This window comes from Escherichia sp. AM3 (assembly GCF_032029835.1).
Taxonomy (GTDB): Bacteria; Pseudomonadota; Gammaproteobacteria; order Enterobacterales; family Enterobacteriaceae; genus Escherichia; species Escherichia coli.
Genome location: NZ_JAVUPQ010000048.1, coordinates 1 through 18871 on the forward strand (window position 1 = coordinate 1; position 18871 = coordinate 18871).

Genomic DNA, 18871 nt, shown 5'->3' on the forward strand with positions numbered 1-18871 from the left:
CATCCGTAGCTCAGCTGGATAGAGTACTCGGCTACGAACCGAGCGGTCGGAGGTTCGAATCCTCCCGGATGCACCATATTCTCCGTAACCTTCAGCAATGAAGGTATCGAAGAGATAGCGGTATTAACCGCAGGCACCAGGAAGGATAACGTTGCGCCAGCAACGGCCCGAAGGGCGAACGTCAGTGAGTCATCCTCCCGGATGCACCATCTTCTCCAAAAAATTTCCTTCAAAAATATCTCATTTCTAAATAACTCCTTTATCCATTTCCTGAATTTTCTTCTCCTTCGCCATCAGCGACAAAATCAAGCAATTACGCTAAAGTAGCGTCATATTTTTCGACTTGCGAGAAGACCATGTACGAGCGTTATGCAGGTTTAATTTTTGATATGGATGGCACAATCCTGGATACGGAGCCTACGCACCGTAAAGCGTGGCGCGAAGTATTAGGGCACTACGGTCTTCAGTACGATATTCAGGCGATGATTGCGCTTAATGGATCGCCCACCTGGCGTATTGCTCAGGCAATTATTGAGCTGAATCAGGCCGATCTCGACCCGCATGCGTTAGCGCGTGAAAAAACAGAAGCAGTAAGAAGTATGCTGCTGGATAGCGTCGAACCGCTTCCTCTTGTTGATGTGGTGAAAAGTTGGCATGGTCGTCGCCCAATGGCTGTAGGAACGGGGAGTGAAAGCGCCATCGCTGAGGCATTGCTGGCGCACCTGGGATTACGCCATTATTTTGACGCCGTCGTCGCTGCCGATCACGTCAAACACCATAAACCCGCGCCAGACACATTTTTGTTGTGCGCGCAGCGTATGGGCGTGCAACCGACGCAGTGTGTGGTCTTTGAAGATGCCGATTTCGGTATTCAGGCGGCCCGTGCAGCAGGCATGGACGCCGTGGATGTTCGCTTGCTGTGAGTGAAGCGTTATCGCTTTTCTCGTTGTTTGCCAGTAGTTTTCTCAGCGCTACACTATTACCCGGCAACTCCGAAGTCGTGCTGGTGGCAATGTTGCTTTCCGGGATCAGTCATCCCTGGGTTTTAGTTTTAACAGCAACAATGGGTAATAGCCTTGGAGGGTTAACTAACGTTATCCTTGGGCGTTTCTTTCCATTGCGTAAAACATCGCGCTGGCAAGAGAAAGCTACCGGCTGGCTGAAACGCTATGGTGCAGTCACGCTATTATTAAGCTGGATGCCCGTGGTTGGCGATTTACTGTGTCTGTTAGCGGGATGGATGCGCATCTCGTGGGGACCGGTAATCTTTTTTTTGTGCCTTGGTAAAGCGTTACGTTATGTTGCAGTTGCAGCAGCGACCGTTCAGGGCATGATGTGGTGGCACTAATTGTAGGCCTGCACATATGGTCACCATTACAGTTATGCTAATTAAAACGATTTTGACAGGCGGGAGGTCAATTTGATCCCGGACGTATCACAGGCGCTGGCCTGGCTGGAAAAACATCCTCAGGCGTTAAAGGGGATACAGCGTGGGCTGGAGCGCGAAACTTTGCGTGTTAATGCTGATGGCACACTGGCAACAACAGGTCATCCTGAAGCATTAGGTTCCGCACTGACGCACAAATGGATTACTACCGATTTTGCGGAAGCATTGCTGGAATTCATTACACCAGTGGATGGTGATATTGAACATATGCTGACCTTTATGCGCGATCTGCATCGTTATACGGCGCGCAATATGGGCGATGAGCGGATGTGGCCGTTAAGTATGCCATGCTACATCGCAGAAGGTCAGGACATCGAACTGGCACAGTACGGCACTTCTAACACCGGACGCTTTAAAACGCTGTATCGTGAAGGGCTGAAAAATCGCTACGGCGCGCTGATGCAAACCATTTCCGGCGTGCACTACAATTTCTCTTTGCCAATGGCATTCTGGCAAGCGAAGTGCGGTGATATCTCGGGCGCTGATGCCAAAGAGAAAATTTCTGCGGGCTATTTCCGCGTTATCCGCAATTACTATCGTTTCGGTTGGGTCATTCCTTATCTGTTTGGTGCATCTCCGGCGATTTGTTCTTCTTTCCTGCAAGGAAAACCAACGTCGCTGCCGTTTGAGAAAACCGAGTGCGGTATGTATTACCTGCCGTATGCGACCTCTCTTCGTTTGAGCGATCTCGGCTATACCAATAAATCGCAAAGCAATCTTGGTATTACCTTCAACGATCTTTACGAGTACGTAGCGGGCCTTAAACAGGCAATCAAAACGCCATCGGAAGAGTACGCGAAGATTGGTATTGAGAAAGACGGTAAGAGGCTGCAAATCAACAGCAACGTGTTGCAGATTGAAAACGAACTGTACGCGCCGATTCGTCCAAAACGCGTTACCCGCAGCGGCGAGTCGCCTTCTGATGCGCTGTTACGTGGCGGCATTGAATATATTGAAGTGCGTTCGCTGGACATCAACCCGTTCTCGCCGATTGGTGTAGATGAACAGCAGGTGCGATTCCTCGACCTGTTTATGGTCTGGTGTGCGCTGGCTGATGCACCGGAAATGAGCAGTAGCGAACTTGCCTGTACACGCGTTAACTGGAACCGGGTGATCCTCGAAGGTCGCAAACCGGGTCTGACGCTGGGTATCGGCTGCGAAACCGCACAGTTCCCGTTACCGCAGGTGGGTAAAGATCTGTTCCGCGATCTGAAACGCGTCGCGCAAACGCTGGATAGTATTAACGGCGGCGAAGCGTATCAGAAAGTGTGTGATGAACTGGTTGCCTGCTTCGATAATCCCGATCTGACTTTCTCTGCCCGTATCTTAAGGTCTATGATTGATACTGGTATTGGCGGAACAGGCAAAGCATTTGCAGAAGCCTACCGTAATCTGCTGCGTGAAGAGCCGCTGGAAATTCTGCGCGAAGAGGATTTTGTAGCCGAGCGCGAGGCGTCTGAACGCCGTCAGCAGGAAATGGAAGCCGCTGATACCGAACCGTTTGCGGTGTGGCTGGAAAAACACGCCTGACAGAAAAGAAAAAGGCCACTCGTGAGTGGCCAAAATTTCATCTCTGAATTCAGGGATGATGATAACAAATGCGCGTCTTTCATATACTCAGACTCGCCTGGGAAGAAAGAGTTCAGAAAATTTTTAAAAAAATTACCGGAGGTGGCTAAATGCCGTTGTTAGATAGCTTCACAGTCGATCATACCCGGATGGAAGCGCCTGCAGTTCGGGTGGCGAAAACAATGAACACCCCGCATGGCGACGCAATCACCGTGTTCGATCTGCGCTTCTGCGTGCCGAACAAAGAAGTGATGCCAGAAAGAGGGATCCATACCCTGGAGCACCTGTTTGCTGGTTTTATGCGTAACCATCTTAACGGTAATGGTGTAGAGATTATCGATATCTCGCCAATGGGCTGCCGCACCGGTTTTTATATGAGTCTGATTGGTACGCCAGATGAGCAGCGTGTTGCTGATGCCTGGAAAGCGGCAATGGAAGACGTGCTGAAAGTGCAGGATCAGAATCAGATCCCGGAACTGAACGTCTACCAGTGTGGCACTTACCAGATGCACTCGTTGCAGGAAGCGCAGGATATTGCGCGTAGCATTCTGGAACGTGACGTACGCATCAACAGCAACGAAGAACTGGCACTGCCGAAAGAGAAGTTGCAGGAACTGCACATCTAGTCAGTAAACTATCTTCACAATTAATTGAAAAAAGCCAGTTCAAATGAACTGGCTTAGTTGTACTTAGTGCGCACCGCCTCCGCCGCCACCTGCGCCAAATGGCGGTTTAGCAAACCACACCAGCCCCAGCAGGACGAGGAATATCCCGGCTGACATCCAGAAGATCTCATTGGCGGAAATAATCAGCCCCTGATTGGTGATCTGCTGGGCAATCCAGCCTGATGCCTGCTGTTGCGTCATCCCAAGCCCTTCCAGTTGACTGTACATCGCCTGGGCATTCGGGTTGAACGGGTTTACCGACTCAGTCAACTGCGCATGGTGCATCGACTCGCGGTTGGTCCACATGGTCGTGGTTATCGACGTGCCGATAGACCCCGCCAGCGTTCGCGTAAAGTTAGAGAGGCTCGATGCCGCCGCCAGTCGTTCCGGTGGCAAACCAGACAGCGTAATGGTGGTCAGCGGCATAAAGAAGCAGGCCACCGCAAACCCCTGGATAAACTGCGGCCAGGCCGACGCGCCAAAATCCATACCTGGTTCAAAGGTATAGGCACGCCAGTAGAAGCAGACGGCATACATAATAAAGCTGAAGGTTACCAGCCGCCGCATATCCAGTTTATGCGCGAAGCGGCCGATAATCGGCGACAGGATCACCGGAATAATCCCTACCGGCGCAGAGGCCAAACCTGCCCAGGTCGCCGTGTAACCGTAGACCTCCTGCAACAACTGCGGCAGCAGAACAATAGCGCCGAAGTAGAGCATATACGCGAGGCTGATACACAAGCAGCCGATGGTGAAGTTGCGCGACTTAAACAACGACAGATCGACTATCGGGTTATCGTCGGTCAGCTCCCAGACAATCAGGAAGCAGATAGCCACCACCGCCACCACGGTAAGGATGATAATTTCCTGTGATGAAAACCAGTCCAGCTCTTTACCGCGGTCGAGCATAATCTGCAGGCTGCCGATACCAATAACCAGCAGTGCCAGCCCCACGGCATCAATCCGCCGCCGTTCGGTGCGGGTTTCACGTCCGCGCAGAGTTTGCAGTGTCATCAACACCACCGCCACGCCAATCGGCACGTTGATGAAGAATATCCAGCCCCAGTGGTAATTATCGCTGATATAACCGCCGAGGATCGGGCCGCAAATTGGCGCGACAATCACCGTCATCGACCACAACGCCAGCGCGATCGAGCGTTTGGCTGGCGGGTAGTTATTCAGCAATAGACTTTGCGAAAGCGGGATCAACGGCCCGGCGACAATCCCCTGAATCACGCGGAAGAAGATCAGCATATTCAGGCTGCTGGAGACACCACACGCCCACGACGCAATAGCAAAGGCGATGGTGGACCAAAGGAACAGTTTCACTTCCCCGACGCGCTTTGCCAGCCAGCCGGTAAGCGGGATCGAGATGGCATTCGCCACCCCGAAAGAAGTGATTACCCACGTTCCCTGGCTGAGCGATGAGCCCAGATTCCCGGCGATAGTGGGGATCGCCACGTTAGCAATGGTGGAGTCCAGCACCTGCATGAATGTCGCCAGTGACAGCGCAATCGTCATAATGACCAGTTGCGCGCCTTCCAGCGGTTTTTGCTGTTGCATCACACGCACCTCTGGATTAGCCAGCGTTAGCTTTTACGATATCGTCGATCAGTTTATTGACAGGTGCCAGGCTGATTTCACGCGCGGTGCTTACCGCTACCGGAGTGGAACGTACTTTATTTGCCAGTACCTGACCGTCACGGTTAGTGGTATTGACGCTCACCAGCGTGGACAAACCGATACGCAGCGGATATTGCTCCAGCTGTTTCTGGTCCAGTTCGATACGCACAGGCAGACGCTGAACGACTTTGATCCAGTTACCGGTCGCATTTTGCGCTGGAAGCAGTGAGAACGCGCTACCTGTGCCCATATCCAGACCAACCACTTTACCGGTGTATTTCACATCATCGCCGTAAATATCCGTGGTGATAGTGACCGGCTGACCGATACGCATATTGGCAATCTGCGTCTCTTTAAAGTTGGCATCCACCCACATATTGGTGGCTGGAACGACCGCCATCAGCGGCGTCGTTGGGCTAATTTGCGCCCCAGGCTGTACCGCGCGGCGGGAGACATAACCGGTCATCGGACTGACAATACGAGTACGCTCCAGCGCCAGCCAGGCGTTACGTACTTCGGTGGCAGCCTGTTGCACGGCTGGCTGATCTTCCAGTTTAGTCCCCAGAATCATCGCCTGATTGGCATTGTATTGTTGAATCGCGACGTCCAGTTGCGCCTGGGCACTGGTGACGGCGTCGCGGGCGTGTTGCAGCTCTTCGCGACCAATCAGGTTGGCATTGCCCAGCGGCACACGGCGGTTGTAGTCGCTTTGTGCTTTCGCGAGGGCGATTTTCTGCACCTCAATATTCGCCTGCAACTGCTTGCTGTTAATCATCAGCTGGTGGGTTTGGCGAACGCTGGAAGCCAGTGCAGTTTTGGCTTTTTCAAACGCCTGGCGAGCATCTGTCGGGTCGAGAGTGACCAGCACGTCGCCTTCTTTTACAAAATCGGTGTTATCGGCCCAGACTTTCGTCACGCTGCCAGACACCTGAGACATAATTTGAATTTGATTCCCTGCCACGTATGCGTCATCGGTTTCTTCGAAGTGACGCAGTACCAAAAACCAATAAATCCCTATCGCTACGGCAATAATTATAAAGAGCAAGGTGAGAAGGAGGAGCAGACGCTTACGTTTGCCGCTCTTCTTTACCGGTTGCTGCGGGGTTTGAGTCTCCGCATTTGCGCTCATATTGTTCTCCACGATCTTCTTAACTCATCGGCTGAGCCGACCTGCTTGCCAAAAAGGCCAGCATGTTGCGATGCTGGCCAGTCATTTTTTCTTTTATAAATCTGGATTTTTGAGCGAGATGACGCGTTAGCTCATCGCTTCGAGAACCACACCGTCTTGTTCCATCTGGTCGAGACGGGAGAGCAATTTGCGGGTGATTTGCTCGAGCTGATCTTTTTCTGTTGTGCTGAGCGCGGACCAGAGTTGATGCAGGCAGTTATGCTGCGGTGGTAAAACCTCGCGCAAAAACTCGTGACCTTTTTCCGTTAATTGCAGATGCAGGCAGCGGCGATCGTTATCGCTTTCACGACGTTCGATCCAACCGCGTTTTTCCAGTTCATCGGCAATACGCGTCGCGTTGGTACGGGATGATCCAAGAGCACAACTTAATTCAGAAGGCTGAATACTGTGGTTTTCCTGAGACTCCAGCGTAATCAACGCCATAAACAACGTCTCGTTAATCCCCTGAGCCTTCAGCATTTTATTGCGGTTCTCCAGCAGCTTGCTTTGCATGTGCATGCAAAGACGAGTCAGAAGGATCTCCTGATAAGGAAAATCTTCGTGGCGGCTGGCGCGAAATTTTAGCATTTGTTCAATGGGCGTAAACGAACTATCCATTTGGGTATGACCTCATTAATTTCAGCCGATATAGTAACGACAGTGACAAATAAAGTAAATGTATTGTTTTAGAAAAATGATTCTTGTGGGTTATATAATCGCCATCACTTTCCAGGCGAGCCCATAGGCCAGCGCACTAAGCAGTGTTGGGATGATAATGCTGCGTGTTTTATAGAAACTGGCACCCAGTACCGCGAAGCCGACCAGCGTGGGCACGAAACGGCGTGTATCGTGCATCACTTCTGGTGCGGTAGAGACAACCAGCAGAGCGCATATCGAGGCGATGCCAATGGTGTCGAGCAAAATACCTACCGCGCCACGTTTGGTTGGGCGGGCATTACCCACACGCAGGCGCAGCGGCAAATAGCGGAAGCAATAATTCGCCACGCCAACTAGTAACCCAAGCAGCAGAACCTCATAGCTCATCGGGCGCTCCTTGCCAGAATGCCTGGATTAACGCAGTGAGGCAGCCACAGACAATGCCTGCCAGAATGGCGACGGGAATAGAAAATAGCGTTACGCCTGCAAGGGCACCAACTAACGCTGCGGTAACGCAAAGAGATTGTTTGCGCTGGAAAGAGGCGAGCAGGAAACTCATAAAGAGTGCCGGAAGCATAAAACCTAATGCAGCTTCAACGGCGGGATAACCTTGCAGCAAGCCGCTGCCGGAGAATGCCCCTATTACCGTACCAAATACCCACGATGACCATGAACTGAAGGCAATGCCGATCATCCAGTTCTCGCTCCAGCGGCGATTATTGCGTACCAGTTTTGCGGTTGCGGCGGCAAAAACCTCATCCGTCAGGCCAAACGCCCACAGGGCGGTTTTCGATTTTTGCAGACGCTGAATAATACGGCTACGCAGTGACGGGCCATACAACACATGGCGAACATCCATTGCCATGACGGTCAGTGCAGCAATCCACAAACTACTCCCGGCTGCCAGCATCGCGGTAATGACGAACTGGCTCGCGCCTGCATAAATGATGCAGGAGAAAAAAACGCTTTCGAGAGGAGAGAATCCCAGACGGGTCGCATTCAGACCGAACGCAAAGGCCACCGGAATATAACTAATAACAATCGGTAAACTGTCTTTGCATCCTTCCATGAAGGTCGCCGAACCAGGAGCAGGCTGTGGAGTAGGGCTTTCCATAGAGTGTACGCTTAACGATTGTTAATATTATAAATAGACTGAATGAATATCTTAACCTTATCAGACTGATGGGCTTCTTAACACCCTTATAAGTGTAAAGCCACGAAAACGGTTGCTGATTGCTTAATTTGCGGCTTCCTGACGATGAAAACCTCGCCACCAGACCAGTAAGTTAACCAGGGCAATCGTCGCGCCAGCCAGACAAACGCCAGCCCAACCGCCATGTTGCCAGGCTGAGGCTGAAATTAGCGAACCGGCGGCACCGCCAATAAAGTAGCTAGTCATGTAACCTGCGGTCAGGCGATTGCGCGCATCAGGATGTATCCGATAAATTACCGTCTGGTTAGTGATATGCACGCCCTGCACGGTGAGATCCAGCACTAGGATTCCGATAATCAACGCCAGTACGGAAGTGTGACCAAACCAGATCGCCAGCCATGAAAGTAATAGCAGCAGCAGACCGAAAGTTGTGGTGTGGTGCGATTTGCCCTTATCGGCAAAACCGCCCGCCGGACGAGCGCCCAACGCTCCGGCAGCTCCCGCAAGTCCAAACAGACCAATTACACCATCGCTGTAGTTAAAAGGTGGAGCGGCAAGCAAAAAGGCCATTGAGGTCCAGAGAATGCTGAAATTGGCAAAGGTCAGGCAGCCCAGCAACGCGCGGGTACGCAGAATTTTATCGCTGATAAACATACTGAAAACGGAACCCAACAACTGTGGGTAGTTGAGGTGGGTTTCTGATTTCATTTGTGGCAGACCACGCCATAATGCCAGCGCCATCAGTGCCATTAACACCGAAGCAACCCAAAAGACGGTGCGCCAGCCGCCGAGATTCGCCAGCAATCCGGCAACTGTCCGTGCCAGCAAGATCCCCAACAGCAGACCGCTCATAATAGTGCCAACCACTTTGCCGCGTTTGTCCGGTGAAGCCAGCGTCGCTGCCAGCGGAACCAGAATTTGTGCCACGACAGAGAATAAACCGGTTAATGCCGTACCGAGGATCATCATCGCCAGCGACTGACTGCTGGCAGTGATTAACATGCCGCCTGCCGCCAGTAAGGTCATCGAGACAATCAGGCGGCGGCGTTCAAACATATCACCGAGGGGAACAAGAAACAGCAGACCTGCTGCATAGCCCAATTGCGCGGCGGTAACAATAAAGCCTGCCGAACTGGCGGAAAGGGAAAAGTTACGCGCGATGGTGTCGAGCAATGGCTGAGCGTAATAGTTACTGGCGACCGCCAGACCGGTGGCGATAGACATCAGCACGATCAGCGCCGGGCTAAGCTCATGATTAGGTTTAGTCATTATTTTTGTTCATCAGGTGATGATTAAGCTGGAAATCAATAATAGCGGATGTTGATGAATATGGGATGAAAGATAGCTTGTTGAAATGTGCGATGTGGTTTGTAGGCATGATAAGACGCGCCAGCGTCGCATCAGGCATTGTGCACAGAACGGCGGATGCGGCGAAAACGCCTTATCCGCCATACGGAATGAGTGTATTTTGTAGGCATGATAAGACGCTCCAGCGTCGCATCAGGCATTGTGTACAGAGCGGCGGATGAGGTAAAAACGCCTTATCCGCCCGAATAAAAATTACTTCTGCGCTGCCAGCGCCTCATTCACCCAGCCATCGAACTGCTGCTGGTGGGCTTTGATCCAGCCATCAACATGGCCCTGAATATCGCCTTCTGAGGCTTTGCCGTCATGCATAATGGCGTTCTGGGCGTTAATATCTGCCACTGGCAACTGCATAATGGCAAACAGTTTCGCTGCTGCCGGGTTTTTCTCGGCCCAGGCTTTGTTGGCAACGATATGCATGGTGCTGACCGGGAAGCCATAATTCGCACCATTCGGCAGTTTGGTATCGGCGTTTTTATCGCCCGGCAGTGCGGAGAACGGCACCTGCAACCAGACCACATCTTTCCCTGGCTTCAGCTCATTACTCACCCAGTACGGCGTCCAGGTGTAGTAAAACACCGGTTTGCCCTCTTTGTAGCGACTGATGGTGTCGGCCATCATCGCCGCGTAGTTCCCCTGATTATGCGTCACGGTATGGGTCAGTTCATACGCGGCAAGCTGGTGGTTGATCGCACCTTCGCAGCCCCAGCCAGGGTTACAACCGGTTAAATCCGCTTTTCCGTCGCCGTTGGTATCGAACAGTTTGGCGATCTTCGGATCTTTCAGTTGTGCGATGTTGGTGATTTTGTACTGGTCGGCGGTTTTCTTATCGATCAGGTAACCCTGTGCCGCGCCGTTAACAAATACCCCTTCACGATAAAATTTCTTATCGCCACCGGCAGCTTCGTACATGTTGTCATGCAGTGGCGTCCAGTTCACGGCGGTGAAGGTTGCATCGCCGGAAGCAAGCGAGGTGTAGCCAACGTTGTAATCTACTTCGCTGGGTTTGTTGACAGTATAACCTAATTTCTCCAGCGCACGACTGACCAGCAGCGTCTGGAAGGTTTCTTCAGTGATGGTGCTCTGAACTGGATTAACAGTAATGCCTTTGCCCGGCAGATCGGCAGCAAAAGTTTGTGTAGAGATAAGCGTGGCAAACGCTGTCGCAAAAAGTACGCTATGTCGCATTGTTATTCCTTTTTTTGGCAGGGTGATAATGCCCGGCGTCACCGGGCAAGTGCAGAGTTACTTAATGAATGGGCGGGTCAGCAGACCAACAGGGCCAGTGGTGTACCAGCGACGGTTGCCGCGACTGCGTGAGTCGCGCCCAACGGCCTGCGTCAGACGATCGAGGATAATGGCGAGGATCACAATCCCGACGCCGCCAACGGTGGCAAGCCCCATATCCAGACGACCGATACCGCGAAGTACCATCTGACCCAACCCGCCGACGGCAATCATCGAGGCGATGACCACCATAGAAAGGGCCAGCATCAGCGTCTGGTTAACGCCCGCCATAATGGTCGGCATCGCCAGCGGTAACTGAACTTTGAACAGCATCTGGCGCGGGCTGGCACCGAATGAGCGCGAGGCTTCAATCAGATCCGCCGGAACCTGGTTAATCCCCAGAATGGTCAGACGGATAATCGGCGGCAGAGCAAAGATGATCGTCACCACCACGCCCGGCACGTTACCGATACCAAATAGCATGACGATTGGCACCAGATAAACAAACGCTGGCGTGGTCTGCATGGCATCAAGCAGTGGACGAATAATTTTCGCCGCTCGCGGACTTCTCGCCAGCCATATCCCCAACGGCAAACCGATGACGATACAGAACAGCAGGGCGGTTAACACCAGCGCCAGAGTCACCATTGCCTGCGACCAGGCACCGATTGCGCCGATGGCAATCAGCGAAACCAGCGTCGCCACACCCATTCCGACCCCGGAAATCTGCCAGGCGATGAGAGCGAAAACGATAATCGCCACCGGTGCGGGCATACCCAGCAGCAATTGCTGGAAACCGTTGAGGATATAATCAACCGGAACGCGCACGCCCTGGAAGACGGGACGGAAATGGGTAACGACCCAGTCGATCCCTTCAGTGACCCAACTGTCGAGCGGGATCAGCGTTTTATGGAACGGATCGAGAATATTAAAATGCTCGACGTTTGGCGCAGGCGTACTGGTCAGCCAGTCAGCACCACCGCCGTCAGTCGGTGCAGTCGTCGGTGTACCCCAGGCGTCTGCGGATTGCGCGGCACTGTCCGCCGCTGGCGTGGTATCCCACGGATTATTTTGATCAGCCATTATTTACCCCCTCACGATCTAAAGCGCGCAGCAGCATTCCTTTCGAAATGATGCCGACATACTGTTGGTCCTCGTCGACCACGGGCACCGCACAGGGTGCCTGTCCGACATGAGAGAGCAACTCGCTAAGAGGCGTTTGTGCATCGACTGCTAACGGCGCATCAATCAGCGCCGCATCAAGACCTTGCTGCTGCGTTAACGCGGTTTTAAGCGAATCGATGGAGACTGCGCCGACAAACTTATTACCGCGTTCGATAACGTAGCCATATTCGCGATCTTCATCCTGCAATAATTTCAGTGCCGAACGTGGGCCGAAGCCAGGGGTTTTACGAATTAAGCCATTCGGTGTCCGGCGGGCAATATCTTTCGCACTGAATACCTGACTAATATCAACGCCACGGAAGAAGGTACGGACATAATCATTCGCCGGATTATTGAGAATTTCATCCGGTGTGCCGACCTGTACCACTTCACCATTTTGCATAATGGCAATTCGGTCGCCAATACGCATGGCTTCATCAAGATCGTGGGAAATAAAGACAATGGTGCGCTGATGTTTCGCCTGTAATTTTACCAGCTCATCCTGCATCTCGGTGCGAATTAATGGATCGAGCGCCGAGAAGGCTTCGTCCATTAATAATATATCCGGATTAATCGCTAACGCGCGGGCTAATCCCACACGTTGACGCATCCCGCCAGAGAGTTCATCCGGGTAGCTGTGGGCATAATTTTCCAGCCCGACCTGACGCAGTGCATCAAGGGCTTTTTCCCGGCGTTCTTCGGCATTAATTCCGGCCAATTCCATACCGAACGCAGTATTGTCCAGCACGGTCATATGCGGCATTAAGGCAAAGGACTGGAAGACCATCGCAATCTTTTTTCTGCGCACCTCACGGAGTTCGGCGTCGGATATTTTGGCAATATCCACACCATCAATCAGCACTTGCCCGCGGGTGGGTTCAATCAGGCGATTGAGAAGGCGTACCATTGTGGATTTACCCGAGCCGGATAATCCCATGATGACAAATATCTCGCCTTCTTCAATGGCCAGACTGGCGTCTTTTACGCCAAGCGATAGCCCAGTTTTTTCCAGAATTTGTTCTTTTGAAAGTCCTTGTTCGATATATTTGAACGCTCGCTGTGGATGCTCGCCAAATATTTTATAAAGATTTTTAATTTCTAATTTAATTGCCATGCAATAGAAAGATTCCTTTATTTGTCTATGTTGATATATTACCCAATGGAAATAGTCACTTTTTTCTACCCTAACATACTGAGAATCTGAGGCAACCCCTGATGGCAAATGTGGCATGAATATTGATGCGAGCAAATCGCCGGAATTTCCCGTGATATAAGGGCTGAGAGCAAATCGAGAAAGTTGATATTTTTTGTCAAAGATAGCGAAAAAACGCCTGAATATTGTGGTTTCAGGCGAATAATGCAACAGAGTATCAGTGTAGATCACCACAAATTATTTGCGTGATAAAAAGCTATTTGGCGGGAATTATTTCCCTGCTGCGGGTAGTGATATTTTTGAAAATAACACCCTCAGAAATTCCAGTCTTCATCTTCTGTTTCAACCGCTTTCCCCATCACATAAGAGGAGCCTGAACCGGAAAAGAAATCGTGATTTTCATCGGCATTCGGCGAAAGCGCGGCGAGGATTGCCGGATTCACTTCCGCCATTTCTGCGGGAAATAACGGTTCGTAGCCCAGATTCATCAAAGCCTTATTGGCGTTGTAACAGAGAAACGCTTTCACATCGTCAGCCCACGGGGTTTCGGCGTACAGCTCATCGGTGTATTGCAACTCGTTGTCGTAGAGTTCCAGCAACAAATCGAAGGCGAAACTCTTCAACTCTTCACGTTGTCCCAGAGATATCTTTTCCATGTTTTTCTGATATTTATAGCCTATGTAGTAACCGTGGACTGCTTCATCGCGGATAATCAGACGGATCAGGTCCGCGGTATTGGTCAGCTTTCCGCGGCTGGAAAAATACATCGGCAGCCAGAAACCGGAATAGAACAAAAAAGATTCAAGAAACACACTGGCGATTTTCTTTTTCAGCGGATCATCACCGCGATAATGTTGCTGAATAATCTGAGCTTTTCGCTGCAACGGTGCGTTTTCTTCACTCCAGGCGTAGGCGGCATCGACATCTTTGGTCTGGCATAGCGTCGAGAAAATCGAACTGTAAGAGCGGGCATGAACCGCTTCCATAAAGCTGATATTCGATAATACCGCTTCTTCATGAGGCGTGAGTGCATCGGGCATCAGAGAAGGCGCGCCGATAACATTTTGCAGCGTGTCGAGCAGCGTCAGGCCAGTAAAAACGCGCATCGTCAGTTGTTGTTCTACGACAGTTAATGTCTGCCAGGCAGGAATATCGTTCGACAGCGGCACCTTTTCTGGTAGCCAGAAATTGCTGGTCAGGCGATTCCACACCTCCAGATCTTTATCGTCAGATATCTTGTTCCAGTTGATGGCGCTGATACGTGAGAGTTTCATAGATATTCCTTAAAGTGCACAGGAGACGCAGCCTTCAATTTCAGTGCCTTCCAGCGCCATCTGACGCAGGCGGATGTAATAGAGCGTTTTGATACCCTTGCGCCAGGCGTAAATCTGCGCTTTGTTGATATCGCGAGTGGTGGCGGTATCGGGGAAAAAAAGCGTCAGCGACAGCCCCTGATCGACATGGCGAGTCGCTTCCGCGTAGGTGTCGATGATCTTTTCTGCGCCAATTTCGTAAGCGTCCTGATACAGCGCCAGATTCTCGTTAGTCATAAACGGGGCAGGGTAGTAAACGCGTCCTGTTTTGCCCTCTTTGCGTATCTCTACTTTCGCCACAATCGGATGAATACTCGACGTAGCATGGTTGATATAAGAGATAGAACCGGTTGGCGGCACCGCCTGAAGATTCTGGTTGTATATGCCGTAGCGCATCACGTCGTCGCGCAGCTGCGCCCACATCTCACGGGTAGGTAACGTAATACCGCTACGGGTAAACAGTTCGCCAACTTTCGCCGTTTTCGGCTGCCAGTTCCCTTGCAGATATTGGCTAAAATATTCACCACTGGCATAGCGTGACTGTTTGAACCCGGCGAAGGTTTCACCGCGTTCGCGTGCCAGCAACATCGAGGTACGCAGTGCATGCCAGGTGATGGCATAGAAATAGAGATTGGTGAAATCCAGTGCTTCCGGCGAACCATAAGCGATGCCTTCTCGCGCCAGATAGCCGTGTAAATTCATCTGCCCCAGTCCGATGGCGTGCGAGGCGGCATTTCCGGCTTCGATGGACGGCACGCTGCGGATATGACTCATATCTGATACTGCCGTTAAACCGCGCACGGCAGTCTCTACCGTGCGGGCAAAATCGGGGGAATCCATGGTGTGCGCAATATTCAACGAACCTAAATTGCAGGAAATATCATGGCCTGTGCGGGTATAGTCGAGATTCTCGTCATACTCTGAGGCGCTGTTAACCTGCAAAATTTCTGAGCAGAGATTACTCATATTTATGCGCCCGGCGATAGGGTTAGCACGGTTTACCGTGTCTTCATACATGATGTAGGGATAGCCGGACTCAAACTGGATTTCTGCCAGTCGCTGGAAGAAATCACGGGCGTTGAGGTATTTTTTGCGAATGCGTTCATCGGCAACCAGTTCGTCATAGTGTTGGCTGATGGCCACATCGGCAAACGGCTTGCCATAAACTCGCTCTACGTCATAAGGCGAAAACAGCGCCATCTGCGCATTCTCTTTTGCCAGATGGAAAGTGATATCCGGGATCACCACGCCAAGCGACAGTGTTTTAATGCGGATTTTTTCGTCGGCATTTTCCCGTTTCGTGTCGAGAAAACGCAGAATATCGGGATGATGAGCATGTAAATAGACTGCACCAGCCCCCTGACGAGCGCCGAGTTGGTTGGCATAGGAAAATGCGTCTTCCAGCATTTTCATCACCGGAATTACGCCAGAAGATTGATTTTCAATACGTTTAATTGGCGCGCCCGCTTCTCGCAGATTCGACAGCAAAAATGCTACGCCGCCGCCGCGTTTCGACAGTTGCAGTGCGGAATTTACCGCCCGACCAATCGACTCCATATTGTCTTCAATACGCAGCAAAAAACAGGAAACCAGTTCGCCGCGCTGCTGCTTACCGCAGTTGAGGAATGTTGGCGTGGCTGGCTGAAAGCGTCCTGACAGCATTTCATCTGTCAGTTGCAACGCCAGCGTCTCATCGCCTTGTGCCAGCGTCAGCGCCACCATCGTGACTCGATCGGCAAAATCTTCCAGATAACGTTTACCGTCGAATGTCTTCAACGTATAGCTGGTGTAAAACTTCCATGCCCCGAGGAATGTCTGGAAACGAAAACCGCTGGTGTGTGCGTGGGCAAACAGCGTAATGACAAAGTCGCGAGAGTAGCGATTAAGAACGCTTTCATCATAGTAACCTTCGTTGACCAGCCAGTTCAGGCGCTGCTGCTGGCTACTGAAGGTCACACTGTTCGGACGCACATGCGTCGCAATAAAGGCGTCAACGGCCTGGCGGTCTTTATCGAACTGAATGCGACCTGCGCTATCGTAGAGGTTAAGCATCGCATTCAGCGCGTGGTAATCCATCGTTTCCTGCGTCAGGCATTCTGCGGTTGTCGTTGCCAAAATTCGGTTACTCCTTTACGAACGTTTTCGATATCGCTTTGCGTACCCATGAGTTCAAAACGGTACAGCCACGGCACGCCGCATTTCCGGGCAATCACATCTCCGGCGCGGCCATACGCCTCACCAAAGTTGCGATTACCAGAAGCAATAACGCCGCGAAGCAACGCCCGGTTGTGCTCGTCGTTTAAAAAGCGAATTACCTGTCGTGGCACCGCGCCAGCCGTACCGCCGCCGCCGTAAGAGGGCACGATCAGGATGTAAGGCTCGTCTACCTGAATCCGTTCCCGCTCATTGAGCGGGATGCGCACCGCGGGCAGACCTAAACGTTCGATAAAACGCTGCGTGTTTTCGGAGCTGCTGGAGAAGTAGACGAGCTGGCTCATGCACTGGCCGCGTGTGGCGCTGGATGCAGACGGTTAATCATGTCCGGACGGAAACCAGACCAGCTAAGATCGCCAGCAATCACTACCGGCAACTGACGAAAGCCCTGAGCACGCAACGCTTCTGCCGCTTCAGGAACGCGATCGACATTAATCATTTCAAAATCAAAGCCCCGGTTTTCCATCGCCCGTTTGGTGGCGTGGCACTGAACGCAATCGTTACGAGTGTAAATAGTAATGCGCATGATTCGTATTTCCGTTTAAAATGAAGATACGGCGCGATGATACGCGTCGGGTTGTCTCTCTGTTGATACAGAGATACTAGATGTAGTTGAAAAAAGATTCAACCACACAATATATAGCAAATAGTGGTCGAAATTACCCTGGATATGAGCGTGACGGGGTAGGGGGATTTTTGTGATTCACCAGGCAAAAAGAAACCCCGAAGACAGGCTTCGGGGTCAAAGACGCGTATTTATTATCATTTTTGCACTACGATTTGCGCATGCTTAACAGTGCGCCGATAAAAATACCTACCGCAGCTGCTGTACCCACGCTACACCAGGGTCTTTCACGAACAAAAGAATCCGCGCAGCCAACGGCATCGCGCGCGGCTTGCTGGACGCGAGTACGACCATGCATTCGCGCCCTGGTTTCTTTCAGCAATGCCTGAGCTTTACTGCGTGCGGCTTCAGCTTCCCCTTTGGCGTCGCTGCCCCAGGACTTCAATACAGATTCGAGGCTGTCAGCTAATTGATTGACATCATTCTGGATATCCTGCACGCCATCATCAACGTCGTTGCGGTTCGGTCGGTTAAACATATGATCCCCCATTAGAATTCGATGTAATTTTCAGTGTAGACCATAATTTTCTTAACTGAGGTTCATCGCGGCTTTATGGACTTTTCTGAAAGCGTTGTGAATGCGCAATCAGGTAAGGTAGGCCCGCGGTTGATAATAACGAGGATCAAATATGTATTTACGACCAGACGAGGTGGCGCGCGTACTTGAAAAAGTCGGTTTTACTGTCGATGTGGTAACCCAGAAAGCGTATGGTTACCGCCGTGGGGAAAATTATGTCTATGTTAATCGCGAAGCGCGAATGGGACGTACCGCTCTGGTAATTCATCCAACATTAAAAGAACGCAGTTCGACACTGGCTGAACCCGCTTCCGATATTAAAACTTGCGATCATTACCAGCAATTTCCGCTCTATTTAGCAGGCGAGCGACACGAGCATTACGGTATCCCGCATGGCTTTAGTTCGCGTGTTGCGCTTGAACGTTATTTGAATGGTTTATTTGGCGAAGCCAGTTAAAGACGCGACTGGCGATGCCAGTCGCGAAAAGAAGAGTCAGGCTTTTACCTGCTGGTAACGGCTGACTTTAAACAGTCGGCGGCAATAATCGAGGAAGTAGCCATAAACCGCCCCCATCAACATCGAAACAACGATGTTTGAACTGACCGCCGCCATAATCTGATGCCAGTCTGCGCCCACCACTAACAAGATCGCCACATACACCGGTGACTGGAACGTCACATAAGCCAGGATATCCGCCAGATTTTTTATCCAGCCCGACGGGCTAACTTTGCGTGCCGCGCGCATAAACAGATCACGGTACATACCGTATGGCCATGCAATTAAGATGTTCACCGGAATCGCTACCAATCTGGAATAAAAAGACTGTTCGAAGCTCATTCCGGAGAGGAAAACTTCAATACACATGTTCACGACAGAACAGTAAACAACCATCGCGAACGTATCTGCAACTGCATGACGCAAGCGTGACTGCGGTGAGAACATGCTAATGCTCCTTAATAAAAGCGTAATGGGATGTTAATGGAGATGAAAACAGTGGATCTCATTGCCAT

Annotated in this window: 20 protein-coding genes; 5 read left to right on the forward strand and 15 right to left on the reverse strand. The window is 51.4% G+C overall.

Annotated features, from left to right (window positions below; genetic code table 11):
- Positions 1-356: 356 nt before the first annotated feature.
- From yqaB to luxS, 4 genes are all read left to right on the forward strand, one after another.
- Complete coding sequence (yqaB, locus tag RTW80_RS16260) at positions 357-923, forward strand: fructose-1-phosphate/6-phosphogluconate phosphatase (protein ID WP_000273290.1); 567 nt, start codon at positions 357-359, stop codon at positions 921-923.
- Entirely contained in the window at positions 920-1348 is a 429-nt protein-coding gene (locus RTW80_RS16265) for a YqaA family protein (protein ID WP_001287454.1), read from the forward strand. The genes yqaB and RTW80_RS16265 overlap by 4 nt, the downstream gene beginning before the upstream one ends.
- A 72-nt stretch (positions 1349-1420) precedes the next feature.
- A complete protein-coding gene (gshA, locus tag RTW80_RS16270) occupies positions 1421-2977 on the forward strand; it encodes a glutamate--cysteine ligase (RefSeq protein WP_000611804.1) in 1557 nt (518 codons plus the stop codon).
- A 149-nt stretch (positions 2978-3126) separates the two neighbouring features.
- Positions 3127-3642 carry an S-ribosylhomocysteine lyase gene (gene luxS / locus RTW80_RS16275; RefSeq protein ID WP_001130211.1) on the forward strand — a complete coding sequence of 172 codons (516 nt, stop codon included), beginning with the start codon at positions 3127-3129 and terminating at the stop codon, positions 3640-3642.
- A gap of 63 nt (positions 3643-3705) precedes the next feature.
- Here the strand turns inward: luxS and emrB are convergent, their stop codons facing one another.
- The 14 genes from emrB to RTW80_RS16345 form a co-directional block, all read right to left on the reverse strand.
- Entirely contained in the window at positions 3706-5244 is a 1539-nt protein-coding gene (gene emrB, locus RTW80_RS16280; RefSeq protein WP_001295176.1) for a multidrug efflux MFS transporter permease subunit EmrB, read from the reverse strand.
- Positions 5245-5260: 16 nt separating this feature from the next.
- Positions 5261-6433 carry a multidrug efflux MFS transporter periplasmic adaptor subunit EmrA gene (gene emrA / locus RTW80_RS16285; protein ID WP_001295175.1) on the reverse strand — a complete coding sequence of 391 codons (1173 nt, stop codon included), beginning with the start codon at positions 6431-6433 and terminating at the stop codon, positions 5261-5263.
- Between the two features lie 126 nt (positions 6434-6559).
- Positions 6560-7090, reverse strand: coding sequence for a multidrug efflux transporter EmrAB transcriptional repressor EmrR (emrR, locus tag RTW80_RS16290; RefSeq protein ID WP_000378442.1), 531 nt, complete (start codon positions 7088-7090; stop codon positions 6560-6562).
- A 90-nt stretch (positions 7091-7180) separates the two neighbouring features.
- Entirely contained in the window at positions 7181-7516 is a 336-nt protein-coding gene (ygaH, locus tag RTW80_RS16295) for an L-valine transporter subunit YgaH (RefSeq protein WP_000119763.1), read from the reverse strand.
- Positions 7506-8243: an L-valine exporter subunit YgaZ gene (gene ygaZ / locus RTW80_RS16300; RefSeq protein ID WP_000445651.1), complete on the reverse strand. Its 738-nt coding sequence runs from the start codon at positions 8241-8243 to the stop codon at positions 7506-7508. The genes ygaH and ygaZ overlap by 11 nt, the downstream gene beginning before the upstream one ends.
- A gap of 123 nt (positions 8244-8366) precedes the next feature.
- Entirely contained in the window at positions 8367-9551 is a 1185-nt protein-coding gene (locus tag RTW80_RS16305) for an MFS transporter (protein WP_000165699.1), read from the reverse strand.
- Between the two features lie 291 nt (positions 9552-9842).
- Positions 9843-10835 (reverse strand): glycine betaine/L-proline ABC transporter substrate-binding protein ProX, encoded by a 993-nt coding sequence (gene proX, locus RTW80_RS16310; protein WP_001216521.1) that lies wholly within the window; start codon positions 10833-10835, stop codon positions 9843-9845.
- 57 nt (positions 10836-10892) lie between these two features.
- The gene (gene proW / locus RTW80_RS16315; protein WP_000774988.1) at positions 10893-11957 is read right to left on the reverse strand and encodes a glycine betaine/L-proline ABC transporter permease ProW; all 1065 of its coding nucleotides are present in this window, start codon (positions 11955-11957) and stop codon (positions 10893-10895) included.
- Entirely contained in the window at positions 11950-13152 is a 1203-nt protein-coding gene (gene proV, locus RTW80_RS16320) for a glycine betaine/L-proline ABC transporter ATP-binding protein ProV (RefSeq protein WP_000985494.1), read from the reverse strand. Before proV ends, proW begins: the two co-directional genes overlap by 8 nt.
- A gap of 353 nt (positions 13153-13505) precedes the next feature.
- Positions 13506-14465: a class 1b ribonucleoside-diphosphate reductase subunit beta gene (gene nrdF, locus RTW80_RS16325; protein WP_000777969.1), complete on the reverse strand. Its 960-nt coding sequence runs from the start codon at positions 14463-14465 to the stop codon at positions 13506-13508.
- Between the two features lie 9 nt (positions 14466-14474).
- Positions 14475-16619, reverse strand: coding sequence for a class 1b ribonucleoside-diphosphate reductase subunit alpha (nrdE, locus tag RTW80_RS16330; RefSeq protein WP_000246527.1), 2145 nt, complete (start codon positions 16617-16619; stop codon positions 14475-14477).
- Positions 16592-17002, reverse strand: a complete 411-nt coding sequence (gene nrdI / locus RTW80_RS16335; protein ID WP_000080947.1) for a class Ib ribonucleoside-diphosphate reductase assembly flavoprotein NrdI — start codon at positions 17000-17002, stop codon at positions 16592-16594. Before nrdI ends, nrdE begins: the two co-directional genes overlap by 28 nt.
- On the reverse strand, positions 16999-17244 hold the full coding sequence (gene nrdH / locus RTW80_RS16340; RefSeq protein ID WP_001223227.1) for a glutaredoxin-like protein NrdH: 246 nt from the start codon (positions 17242-17244) through the stop codon (positions 16999-17001). Before nrdH ends, nrdI begins: the two co-directional genes overlap by 4 nt.
- A gap of 247 nt (positions 17245-17491) precedes the next feature.
- On the reverse strand, positions 17492-17821 hold the full coding sequence (locus RTW80_RS16345) for a DUF883 domain-containing protein (RefSeq protein ID WP_001295174.1): 330 nt from the start codon (positions 17819-17821) through the stop codon (positions 17492-17494).
- Positions 17822-17972: 151 nt separating this feature from the next.
- Here RTW80_RS16345 and RTW80_RS16350 point away from each other — a divergent pair, with 151 nt between their 5' ends.
- Positions 17973-18317 (forward strand): DUF2002 family protein, encoded by a 345-nt coding sequence (locus tag RTW80_RS16350; RefSeq protein ID WP_000281320.1) that lies wholly within the window; start codon positions 17973-17975, stop codon positions 18315-18317.
- A 36-nt stretch (positions 18318-18353) separates the two neighbouring features.
- Here the strand turns inward: RTW80_RS16350 and alaE are convergent, their stop codons facing one another.
- On the reverse strand, positions 18354-18803 hold the full coding sequence (gene alaE, locus RTW80_RS16355) for an L-alanine exporter AlaE (protein ID WP_000492656.1): 450 nt from the start codon (positions 18801-18803) through the stop codon (positions 18354-18356).
- Positions 18804-18871: the final 68 nt, after the last annotated feature.